The sequence below is a fragment of the Maridesulfovibrio sp. genome (genome assembly GCF_963666665.1).
In the GTDB taxonomy this organism is placed as follows: Bacteria; Desulfobacterota; Desulfovibrionia; order Desulfovibrionales; family Desulfovibrionaceae; genus Maridesulfovibrio.
On the sequence record NZ_OY762999.1, the window covers coordinates 3079984 to 3091965 of the forward strand.

The 11982-nt window shown below is 46.8% G+C and carries 10 protein-coding genes; 8 read left to right on the forward strand and 2 right to left on the reverse strand.

Features of this window, described 5'->3' with window-relative positions; genetic code table 11:
* Positions 1–4: 4 nt before the first annotated feature.
* From ACKU40_RS14120 to ACKU40_RS14130, 3 genes are all read left to right on the forward strand, one after another.
* Positions 5–592 carry a peroxiredoxin gene (locus ACKU40_RS14120; protein WP_320173439.1) on the forward strand — a complete coding sequence of 196 codons (588 nt, stop codon included), beginning with the start codon at positions 5–7 and terminating at the stop codon, positions 590–592.
* A gap of 512 nt (positions 593–1104) precedes the next feature.
* Positions 1105–2286 (forward strand): iron-containing alcohol dehydrogenase, encoded by a 1182-nt coding sequence (locus ACKU40_RS14125; RefSeq protein WP_320173440.1) that lies wholly within the window; start codon positions 1105–1107, stop codon positions 2284–2286.
* 500 nt (positions 2287–2786) lie between these two features.
* Complete coding sequence (locus ACKU40_RS14130) at positions 2787–3956, forward strand: ATP-grasp domain-containing protein (protein ID WP_320173441.1); 1170 nt, start codon at positions 2787–2789, stop codon at positions 3954–3956.
* 44 nt (positions 3957–4000) lie between these two features.
* On the opposite strand, the gene ACKU40_RS14135 is transcribed toward ACKU40_RS14130, so the two are convergent.
* A complete protein-coding gene (locus ACKU40_RS14135) occupies positions 4001–4513 on the reverse strand; it encodes a hypothetical protein (protein WP_320173442.1) in 513 nt (170 codons plus the stop codon).
* Positions 4514–4700: 187 nt separating this feature from the next.
* Between ACKU40_RS14135 and ACKU40_RS14140 the strand changes: the two genes are divergently transcribed.
* Positions 4701–4994, forward strand: coding sequence for a hypothetical protein (locus ACKU40_RS14140; protein WP_320173443.1), 294 nt, complete (start codon positions 4701–4703; stop codon positions 4992–4994).
* A gap of 95 nt (positions 4995–5089) precedes the next feature.
* Here the strand turns inward: ACKU40_RS14140 and ACKU40_RS14145 are convergent, their stop codons facing one another.
* Positions 5090–6037: a hypothetical protein gene (locus ACKU40_RS14145; protein ID WP_320173444.1), complete on the reverse strand. Its 948-nt coding sequence runs from the start codon at positions 6035–6037 to the stop codon at positions 5090–5092.
* Positions 6038–6128: 91 nt separating this feature from the next.
* On the opposite strand from ACKU40_RS14145, the gene ACKU40_RS14150 reads away from it, so the two are divergent.
* The 4 genes from ACKU40_RS14150 to ACKU40_RS14165 all read left to right on the forward strand — a co-directional run bounded on the left by ACKU40_RS14150 (position 6129) and on the right by ACKU40_RS14165 (position 11939).
* Entirely contained in the window at positions 6129–6956 is an 828-nt protein-coding gene (locus tag ACKU40_RS14150) for a hypothetical protein (protein WP_320173445.1), read from the forward strand.
* Positions 6957–7318: 362 nt separating this feature from the next.
* Positions 7319–8788 (forward strand): class I SAM-dependent methyltransferase, encoded by a 1470-nt coding sequence (locus tag ACKU40_RS14155; RefSeq protein WP_320173446.1) that lies wholly within the window; start codon positions 7319–7321, stop codon positions 8786–8788.
* Between the two features lie 10 nt (positions 8789–8798).
* On the forward strand, positions 8799–9566 hold the full coding sequence (locus ACKU40_RS14160; RefSeq protein ID WP_320173447.1) for an exodeoxyribonuclease III: 768 nt from the start codon (positions 8799–8801) through the stop codon (positions 9564–9566).
* Positions 9567–9785: 219 nt separating this feature from the next.
* The gene (locus ACKU40_RS14165; protein ID WP_320173448.1) at positions 9786–11939 is read left to right on the forward strand and encodes a methyl-accepting chemotaxis protein; all 2154 of its coding nucleotides are present in this window, start codon (positions 9786–9788) and stop codon (positions 11937–11939) included.
* Positions 11940–11982 lie beyond the last annotated feature (43 nt).

Consider the following 11982-nt stretch of genomic DNA (forward strand, 5'->3'; position numbering starts at 1 on the left):
GGTTATGATAAAAACAGTTCTGTGTACCCTTGCCGTATTGCTGCTGGCCTCTGTTCCTGTTCAGGCCAAGGTCGCCGAGGAACAGATATACAACCAGCACCAGCTTAAGCCTGTAGACAGCGTACTTAAAGTCAAAGTCGGGGATAAGGCCCCGGACTTCAGTCTGTCCGCCATCTCCGGCAACAAAGTCAGCCTCTCAGACTACCGGGGTAAAAAGAATGTGGTAATTTCATTTGTTCCTGCTGCATTCACCCCGATTTGTTCAGACCAGTGGCCGGGATACAATATTGCCCGCGAACTATTTGATATGCATGGTGCAATAATTATCGGCATCACAACCGACAACTTTCCTTCATTGTACGCCTGGACAACTCAAATGGGTGAAGGCGGTTTGTGGTTCCCTGTACTCTCCGACTTCTATCCTCACGGAGAAACAGCTGAAAAATACGGGATTCTCAGGCCGGAAGGCATTAGCGAACGGGCTATTTTCATCATCGATAAGAAGGGGACAATCCGCTACATCGATATACACGACATTAATAAAAGACCGGACCTCGGCCAGATAATTAAAGCCCTTGAACAGCTGAATTGACCTTTAGTTACATATATTAAAGAAAAACCGCTCTGCAATTAGGGACGGTTTTTCTTTTTGTATTAATGCAAAAAGAGCAAACCATAACAAATTAACAAGCAATAAACAAAGAAAAACATTTGATTAGCTAATCAACATAACAATCAATGAATATTTAGGCTATAAAACGCAAAAAAACATATACTTCCAAGATGCATATATATGCTCAACAAAGCACAAGATCTATCTGACACACAGCCATGCATTGCTGGTTCATATTGACACATACCCACTTCACCCCATGCAGTGTAACACTTTTGCCATTCTTGTTACATTTTTCACATTAGTTTTATCAATATTAGACATAAAGATAGATCTGAAATGATTCATCACAAAAATCCATCAATTTTGACAAACAACTGAAATAACACAACAAGCAACTTTGGCACACGTCTTGCCCTATAGAAAGCGTTAATAAGTACACGACAGGCCCAACCTTCAAAAACCTATAAAGCTACAAGGATGGTCTCAAAATGGCAGTACGTGAACAAGTAAACGGTTTTTTCATTCCCAGCGTAACCCTTATCGGTATTGGCGCACACAAAGAAATCCCCGCGCGCATCAAAGCTCTCGGCGGCAAGAAGCCCCTGCTCGTAACTGACAAGGGTATCACCGGCGTAGGTATCACCCAGCAGATCGTTGACATTCTTAAAGCTGAAGGCATGGACTGCGTAGTCTATGATGACACCATTCCCAACCCCACAGACAAAAACGTTGCAGACGGCGTAAAGGCTTACAAGGACAACAAATGTGACTCCCTGATCACCCTCGGTGGCGGTAGCTCTCATGACTGCGGTAAAGGCGTAGGCCTTGTTGTTTCCAATGGCGGAACCATTCACGATTACGAAGGCGTGGACAAATCGACCAACCCGATGCCTCCTTATGTAGCAGTTAACACCACCGCTGGTACTGCTTCTGAAATGACCCGCTTCTGCATCATCACCGATACTTCACGTAAAGTTAAAATGGCCATCGTTGACTGGCGCGTTACCCCCGGTATCGCACTTGACGATCCCCTGCTGATGATGGGCATGCCTCCGGCACTGACCGCAGCAACCGGTATGGATGCACTGACCCACTCCGTTGAAGCATGGGTTTCCACCATCGCGACTCCTATCACTGACGCTTGTGCTGAAAAATCAATCCGCCTGATCCACAAATACCTGCGCCGTGCAGTTGCTAACGGTCAGGACATCGATGCCCGCGAAGGCATGTGCTACGCTCAGTATCTCGGTGGCATGGCCTTCAACAACGCATCTCTTGGCCACGTACACGCAATGGCTCACCAGCTCGGTGGTTTCTATGACCTGCCCCACGGCGAATGTAACGCCATCCTGCTGCCCCACGTTGAACAGCACAACCTGATCGCAAATGTAGAACGTTTCGCTATTCTCGCTGAATGGCTCGGCGTTGATACCAGCGGCATGGACGAGCGCGACGCAGCTGATGCAGCTCTTGATGCAATCCGCCAGCTCTCCGCTGACGTTGGTATCCCCGCCGGCCTGAAAGAACTCGGCAAGAAATACGGCAAGAAGGTCGACGAAAAAGATATCCCGACCATGACTGCCAACGCCCAGAAAGACGCCTGTGGCCTCACCAACCCCAGATGTATGACGGACGAAGCAGTTGCAGCTATCTACAAGGCTGCCATGTAAATATTAATGTTCCATCCGGCCTGCGAGCTGCAAACCGCAGGCCGGATGTACAAATGTTTTGTCGCAGGCATACGGATCATTTTGCATAACAGAGGTCATGGATTGGCAAATGTCTGATCCGTTTAGCCTGTAGACGTTCGGCCAAAGGCACGCAGGTGGAGCTGCAAACTCAGAGTCGAATGGACAAAGTATTTACCGAGGGGGAAAATCTCCCCCTCAGAATTTTCCCCGCGCAGGCCCGATTACGGTGAAAGCCCGTAATGAAGCATACGGACCAATGCAGAAATTGTTTCAATCATGTGCGGTTCACACGAACTGTAAACCCCGGCACCTTGGAAACAAAATGCAATCGGGCCTGCTCCTTTTCTTCCTCCCTTTATTCTGACATCACTTCTTTTCAGCTTTCTGTATCTTTTCATACTATCCAACAGAACCTATTGTGCTTGGCGGATAATCTCTTTATTAATCCTGCTGAAACACAGTCCTAAAAGGAAAGCACAATGTTCATTCTGGAAAAACCATACGTATCAGATTTATTAAAAGATACTCTGGGCAAGATCGGCATGCCCGTACTTGAAAATAAAGTCGCCCGCGAAGTTTTTAAGGACCGCTCAATTTCATTCAGCACCCAAAAAGAATTTATTGAAGCATACAATCAGGACCGCAACCAGCCTGTCTATTCAAACTCAGAAAACGCCATCGACTGGATCGACAACAATCTGAACAGCGGCGACCTGCCCCAAAAAATACGCTTATTCAAAGACAAGGGTGCCTTCCGCGATCTGGTCAGGGATATGTATCCTGATTTCTTTTACCGCACGGTGAAATTTGAAGAACTTGATTCAGTGAAAGCAGATGACCTGCCCATTCCCTGTGTAATAAAGCCCTGTGTAGGCTTTTTCAGTCTCGGAGTGCACATGGTGGAATCAATTGAGGGTTGGCAACAGGCTGTAGAAGCCATCAAGAATGAAGTAGAGCAGATCAAAACCATGTATCCGGCCAAGGTGCTGGAGCTCGACAACTTCATCATCGAGCAATGCATTGAAGGCGAAGAATTTGCTGTTGATGCCTACTTTGATGCTGAAGGCAATCCGGTAATCATCAATATTCTCGGACACCTTTTTGCATCCAGCGATGATGTCAGTGACCGCTGTTACATCACCTCCACTGAAATCATCAACAAGCATCATGATGAATTCCTGAACCTGCTGCAGGAGATCGGCAAACGGGCAGAGCTGAATAATTTCCCCATACACATTGAATTACGGACGGATGGACGCGGCAATATAGGAGTCATTGAGGTCAACCCCATGCGTTTTGCAGGCTGGTGCGTTACCGATCTGGCTCACTTTGCATACGGCATCAATCCCTATGAATATTTCATGGGCGGACTTAAACCGGATTGGAGCAATATCTCCGGCTGCTGCGATGGCAAAGTTTATGGCATGGTCATCGGAGAAATTGATTCAGCTGTGGACCGCTCGAAAATCAAATCCGTGGACTATGAAGGATTCAAGGCTAACTTTTCCAAGCCGCTTGAATTAAGAGAGATTGATTACCGCGAATATCCGGTTTTCGCCTTTATCTTTGCTGAAGTTGATGCGGATAATATGGATGAATTGCAGAGGATGCTGCATGCTGATTTTACGCAGTATTTGAATATTGAATAGCTATTAAATTAAAAGGCCCGCGTATGCGGGCCGGTTTGTTTGATTTAGAAGGGCTGACCGTTGTTGATCGGTATATTGGTGGCAAATATTTTACTATCTACGTACCCAGCAGTTCTAGCAGCACCAATTAAAGCATTATGAGGCAGGGGATCATTAGAACTCCACTGAATAGTCGCGTGACCTATAATAACCTCTTTGCTTCCGAGAGTCTGCAGTACAAACTTACGAGTTGAGTGGGCTGGAATTTCAAAATCTGATGAGCCGGATGCAATTACAACCCAGCCACTAGAGGTAGACCCTGTCATGACTTTAGTGTGATAAGTGACGTCATTCCCATTTTGATCATAAACTAACACACGGCATACAACGACATCATTTGTTATATTTGTTAATGCCATATAAGTAGCCCAATTACTCTTTGAACTAATAAACCCCGACTCAACTCCCGGAACAATCGCACTCCCCTGCGGAACAAAAGTCCCCTGCGCAAATACCCCACCGCACATCATAACAACCATTACTGCGGACATGATGCCCGCACGAATCAATTTCATCATTTTTTCTCTTTTGGTGATTAGACTGAACATAAAAACACGACACCTGATCGGACAATCACTGCAATACTTTATGCTTTCCCATGACATACTTAATTATACAAAAGGCAAAGCAGACATTCGCCTTTGACAACCAAAGACATTTGCGGCAGATTCCGGATATTAGAGATCAAACCCTCAAGGAGATAGCATGAGCGAAACAATCGAAGATTTGACTATAAATTACGAAGAAGACGGTCAGGTAATCGTCAAGGAATTGGATAAAGAAGTACTAACCAAAGGCGCATGGACCACCATCATGTTCCGTTACAAGCAGCTGGACCGCAAAAGCGGCGAATACGGCAAAGACATGTACACCATCCGCCGTTTCCGCAAGATGAATGGCGAATACCGCCCGCAGTCTAAATTCAACATCTCCAGCCCGGATCAGGCTCGCAAGATCATCGACGCCCTTGAAGGCTGGATCAAAGATCTGGAAGATTAAAAATCACACAAAAAAGCATTGCCTCAAGGCAATAAAAAACTCCGCCCGGAAACCGGACGGAGTTTTTTATTATCCAAAAACAACCGAAAAGATTATTAGTTCACAGTATATGCCCCGCCGGGCTCAACTTTCTGCACAGTGGAATTGGAAATGGTAAACCAAAGAAATTCACTGAACTTTGTGCCTACCTCATTTTTTTCACTATATGTACAGCCCACCAGCCAGCCGGAGTCAGTGTAATAACAGTCAGTAGCAGACTCCATCTCCAATGTCTCAGGATACATGGAATTCTTACTTAAGTACGTCTTCACTTCCGGGTAGAATTTATGGTCTGCTGAAAGCTGAGGCTTAGGCCCGAACTTGGACAGCTCTTTCATGAAAGCTTCATATTGTTCCCTGTAACTATCGTATTTACTTTTATAGAGCTTCTCTCCGGGATTGAGCTGCATCAATTCCTCATAAATATCCATATTGGCTTTAAAATCACGAACCGGAAGAGCCTGCGCCTGAGCATACAACTTTCGCTCCAGCTTTTTGCGCAATTTCTTATCATAACCTTTCAACTCTTTGCGGTACTTACTGTTTTCCGGATCAAGACCGGCAAGCTCACCGTAATACTTAGCCAGATCTGCATAATTCCATTTGGAAGTTCGCTCAATCCGATCCAGCAGATCCTTTTCAGTGGCAAGATGAATCATTGCTCGCAATTCATCATTCATCAGTTCTTTATTCTGCTCGGCGACAGTCAGTGCTGTTTCAGCGTTTCCGGTCTCAATAAGCCTTTTCATAGCATCAATGACCTTTGCTCGCTGCCCATCCTGCTTTTCTTTCAGGATACGTTCCTGCTCAATCCTGTTCTGCTCCGCAATGCGGGCTTTTTCTAGCGCCATGGACTGCTGCACAGTAAAAATGGTGTACCCGGCAACAATGAGAAGCAGCCCCCCGGCAATACAGCCCAGCAAAATCTTCTGCGACTGGATAAATTCTTTAATGGTTTCAATATTCATGACAGCAAAGATACGGACAGCGCTTTTAGCCGTCAACAAAACATCCGCTAAAAGACCATTTTTTTATATTTCGCTCTAAACAATTCTTAAGGTAAGTCGATATGACCCATATGGAAGGACAATGGTCATGATAATAAACGGATCAGCACTAAATCATAATTACGGAGCTCCGGCTTTACTGGACAACGGTTCTCCGCTTTTGGGCGGGAGCCGGACTTCCGGCGTTAGAGCGACGCGCCTGAATACTCCGGCCTCGCCCGTAAATACTGCTGACCAGTTTGCTGAATTGATCGCTCAAAAGACCGTTAATCCGGACAAAACAGGCGAAATCCAGAAGGGCTCCGAGGGAGACGCACAGAATCCCAAGGACCCTTCTGACCTGGCCGGCGCACTCGCCAATGCAGCCGACTTCATCGAAGGTAAATTCGGCCATGAAGCCGCCACCGCTTTTAAAGGCATTGTCATCGCCAACTCAGGAGACCAGATCACCGAGGACTCCCTGAGTAACGGCTTGTTGAAATCCATCCAGTTTATTGACCGTAACTTCGGCTTTGCAGCCGGAGATCAGGTCATGGACCATTTCAACTCCAATCTCAACAATGCCATGAATGACTACTTCGAAAACGGCCTGCAGGAACACTTCTTTGCCGCCAGCCCCGGCACAGGAGCACAACTTACCCTGCAGAACACCTTCGCACAGGTCAGCCAGCAATTCGGAGAAGATACCGCTAAAAACATTAAAAGCCTGATTGAGCAGGTCCTTGAAGATGAGGGCAAGAGTCTTGATTCCATCAAGAAAGGACTCGATAAAGGTTTATCTGAAGCGGAAAAGACCAACCCCGGCATCACTGACCTGACTGCCCCCCTTGCAGCAGGGGAAATCATGGACAAGATGCAGTCCGGCACTTATTTTGCCGCCCCTGCTCCCGGTTCAGTGCTGAACATTTCTGTTTAGCTGAACATTTCCGTCTAAGCCGAACAGCCCTCCTCACGCCCCCTATCCCACTGAAAAACCGGATTCAATCGGTCTTATTTACTATTCAAGAGTTCTTTTTTTTGTTATCGAAGGGATATCCAGTTTAATAAGCACGTAACGGAGGAGTAAGGATATGAGCTTTTTCTGGTTTTTCTTCGGTCTCGCAATGACTATTGCCGCTATTGCCTTCATCAAGGCTGGCAGCCAGGAGGACTAGTCACTGCGACTAACGGGTGAGCCCGTTACCAATTTTTAAAGCCCGCTTTATGCGGGCTTTTTTTATGTCCTGCTTTCAGGTAAATATTCATATAGTACAAACACCAACTATCATCGGACGAATCGTGAGCAGACAGGAAATCCTCGAACAACTTAAGAAAAACAGCGGTGCATGGCGGATCATTCCCAGTTTCATAAAAAATGATCAAGGCGAACCTGAATTTGAGATGCTGCTGGCAAACTCGGAAATGCAGGACCCCGGCACTGCTTCCCTTAATTTCAGGGAAACACGCTGCGGAGGATTTGAGTATGCATCAAGGGCCTTTCTGCACGCCCACCTTAAGCCGGGAGACCTGTTTATTGATGTCGGAGCCCATTTCGGACTCTACACCCTGACCGCTGCCAAGAAATTCCCGGACCGGATACATGTTTTGGCCATTGAACCGCACCCGGACAACCTGAAGCGTCTGGCTATCTGGTGTGAATTTAATGAATGTGTGCAGAATGTTAAAATTGCCCAGTGCGCAGCATCTTCTCAGAGCGGACAGAGCGAACTGATCCAAAATTCATCCATGGGGCACAGCCTTATTCCACAGCCCGGCAACCGCAGTCAGGGAAAAACGATTACTGTCCGGCTGGAAACTATAGATAATATTGTCCGCCAAGCCGGATTCATGGATTCCAACGAACGTATTTTCCTGAAAATAGACACCGAAGGACATGAGCTGGCAACCCTGATGGGCGGACTTGAGCTCTTAAAAACAGGCCGGGTAGCGGCAATAATCTGGGAAAAAGGTCACTTCCACAACTCGGAAAAAGGCCTCAAGGAATTTACTGCCATTATGAGTTTGCTGCGAGACATGGGTTATGAATCATACCGCTTCCCCCATGAAGATATGGGTGGGCCGCTGGTCCCCTACTCCCCCAGCCATGAACTCTGCAATGTAATCAGCATCGACAACTCACTGACTCCACTGCCTGTTTATGAGCAACCCTGGACTGCGCATGCGATCATGTCCGCCAGTATGCGCCCCCCGGTTTCTGAAAATTTCATGATCGGCTTCACCGAACAGCTTATCAAGGAAAAGAAAACCGACTGCGGCCGCTGGTCCCGCTGGGAGATGCTCGGATCAGAACCGGACTTGCGGGCAGGTATGGCAGGCCAGCTGGTTCCCGAAAATTCATCAGTACTTGACGCCGGAGCCGGCATGATGCTCCTGCGGGATTATATACCAGAGAGCTGCACCTATACTCCTCTGGATATTGTGGCCCGCAACCGCAATACAATTGTTGCCGACCTCAACCAGCACCATTTCCCCGAACAAAACTTTGATGTCATCTGCGCCCTGTATCTGTTTGAGTTCATCCACGAACCACAGCTATTCTTAGACTGGTCCTTCAAACACGCAGATAAGCTCATCTTCACCTACCACCCATTTTTTCCGGGCAGGGAGACCAGCAAGCGCAGGGGAGCTGGTTTCTTTAATGACTTCAATATCAATGAATTAAAACTAATGGTTGAAAAAGCAGGCTGGAAGAAAATCCATATCAGCGACATCACTTTCGGTCAGGTTTGCTTTGAATGCTTAAAATAAGGATAGACATATGAAAATTTATTCATGGAACGTTAATGGATACCGTGCTGTAATTAAAAAGAATTTTAGCGAATGGTTTGAACAGAGCAATGCCGATGTAGTCATGGTTCAGGAAACCAAAGCCCACCCGGATCAAATCCCGGATAAAGACCGTGAAGTTGAAGGATATGAATCATTCTGGAACTGGTCCAAAGTAAAGAAAGGATATTCCGGTACAGCCTGCTTCACCCGACAGCCGGTACTTTCCCACTCTTTCGGTCTTACGGATGAAAAATACCAAGGCGAAGGCCGGGTTGTCCTTATGGAGTATGAACAGTTCTACCTTTTCAATATATACTACCCCAACGGACAGATGAGTGAGGAGCGCCTTGAATACAAAATGGGATTTTATGACAGCTTCCTCGAGTATGCTGAAGAACTGCGCAAGAAAAAGCCAATTGTAGTCGGTGGAGATTTTAACACTGCGCACAAGGAAATCGACCTGAAAAACCCCAAGGCAAACTCGGAAAGATCTGGCTTCCTGCCCATTGAACGGGCATGGATCGATAAGTTCATCGAGCATGGGTATGTGGACACCTTCCGTATGTTTGATGACAGCCCCGGTAAATATTCATGGTGGAGCTACCGTTTTAATGCCCGCAAGAATAACGCCGGGTGGCGCATTGATTATTTCTTTGTATCTGAAGAGCTGAAGGACAATGTAAAGGATGCGTGGATCGAATCGGATGTCATGGGATCCGATCACTGCCCCATCGGCATAGAACTTGTTTTCCCTTAATTAACAAAGTCAATATGGGGCCTCGCATGGCCCCAATTATATATTATTAAGAATAGATATTTTTGTGTCACCCTTTGCATTAAGCGTAGCTTCCTTTTTTAAAATATTGTATTGTTGAAACAATTGGGGTTGGACACTGTGAGTGGGCATGTACACTTGCAGCGTAATACAACTGCTAAATGCTCAACTATTCATTGTTCTGGAAGGATGGAGGTTTATATGTTTAAAAACATGCGGATAGGTGCCAAAATTGCGCTCAGTATCAGCGCGTTGATGATAATCATCTTTGTTGCTTTCACCAGTCTTATTGTCAGCAAAGCCAGAGAATCATCCATCCAACAAGCTCAGAATCTTGCAGGAGAAATGGCCGGCAGATACGGCAATGAAGTTAAAGGTATTATTGAAAAAGCCCTTGATGCTTCATGGGCCGGCGCTGCGGCCATTCTTAGTATGACCGAATATAAGGAAAACATTCACCGTGATATGGTGGATGATTTCATCAAAACTATTACCGAAGTTGATCCCATGTTCTTCGGTACCCAGATCGTTCTGCAGCCCAATGAACTTGACGGACGTGACGCCGAATTTGTCGGTAACGAAAGATACGGTCCTAATGGTGAGTACGGCCAATACGGCTGGTACGACAGCGGAACATGGAAACTTGCCGAAATGCACAAGAACGATCCCAACAACACTCGTGCATGGTATATGATTCCCCGCGACACCAAAAAAGCCGTTCTGACCGAACCATATACAACCACGATTGTACCGGAGATTATGTCTACGGTAAGTGTTCCCATTCTCAAAAACGGTAAATTCATTGGTGTAGTCGGTATCGACTTCGTGCTCGGATCATTTGAAAAAATGGTCAAGGACATCCATCCTATGGAAACCGGATACGCTTTCATTACCTCTAACAAAGGTTACTGCGTAGCCAGCGCGGACAAAGAAATTGTCACCAAGAGCATTGCTGAAGCTTTCCCGGAAGCAGACCGCAATGACATCCTGAATGCTATTGAAAACGGAAAGACTTATCACAAAACATTGGTATCTCCCAAAGACGGGAAAGAATATTACTATGTTTTTGAACCTGTTGTAATCAGCGGAACAACCACTCCATGGTCCATCGGACTGGCTATCCCCACAGATAAAATCTACGCTGAAGCCAACAGCTTTTTCAAACTGATCGTCACCATTTCCGTGCTGGCGATCTTATTGGTCATCGGCGTGGTTCTGCTCATTGCCCGCTCAATCTCCAAGCCCATCGGCGTTATGGTTCAAGACGCCCAGAAAATTGCTGAAGGCGACTTCGAAACCAAGATGGACCGCAGTCTTTTCGGCGGCGAACTGCTGACCCTGCACGACGCTCTGCGCTCCATGGTAGAAAATCTTGTTAAATTCATTTCTACTGCCGAAGAAAAGTCCAAAGAAGCTGAACAGCAGACCGAAGCCGCCAACCAAGCTCTTGAAGAAGCAAGGTTGGCCAAAGAAGCCGCAGAACGAGCCAAAGCCGAAGGTATGCTGCAGGCTGCAAGGGAACTTGAAGGCATTGTTGAACAGATAACTTCCGCTTCTGAAGAGCTTTCCTCACAGATTGAAGAGTCTGCACGAGGTTCTGAAACTCAGCGTGAGCGTACCTCTGAATCAGCCACAGCCATGGAACAAATGAATGCTTCAGTTCTCGAAGTGGCCCAGAATGCATCTCAGGCAGCCGAAAGTGCCCTTGATGCCAAGAAAAATGCTGAAGACGGCGGTCGGATTGTTGCCGATGTAGTTTCCTCCATTGACTCCGTCAGCAAGGCCTCCTCGAAGATGGTTAACGGCCTGAATGAACTTGGTAAACAGGCCGAGGGCATCTCACAGGTCATCACTGTGATCACCGATATCGCCGACCAGACAAACCTTCTGGCGCTGAACGCTGCAATTGAGGCCGCCCGTGCAGGTGAAGCCGGACGCGGTTTCGCAGTTGTTGCCGATGAAGTCCGCAAGTTGGCGGAAAAAACCATGCAGGCAACACAGGAAGTCGAGCATGCTGTTCATGCCATTCAGGCTGAAACACGCAGAAATATCGAAGAAATGAATAATGCAGCCAACATGGTTGCCAAGAGCACCGAGTACGCAGGACAGGCCGGAGAAAGCCTCGAAACTATTGTTGAGAACGTAGACTCAACTGCGGATCAGGTCCGCGCAATTGCGACCGCCAGTGAAGAGCAGTCTGCAGCAAGTGAACAGATCAACCGCGGAACAGAGGAAGTTAACCGCATTGCCATGGAAACAGCAGAGGCCATGCACCAGTCCATGACCGCAGTATCTGACCTTGCAAGACTGTCTGGAGACCTGCAAAAACTCATTGACGACCTGAAAGATGTCTAAAGAATAACTTTATAAGACAAAATAAATGAGCCGTCCTAAAATA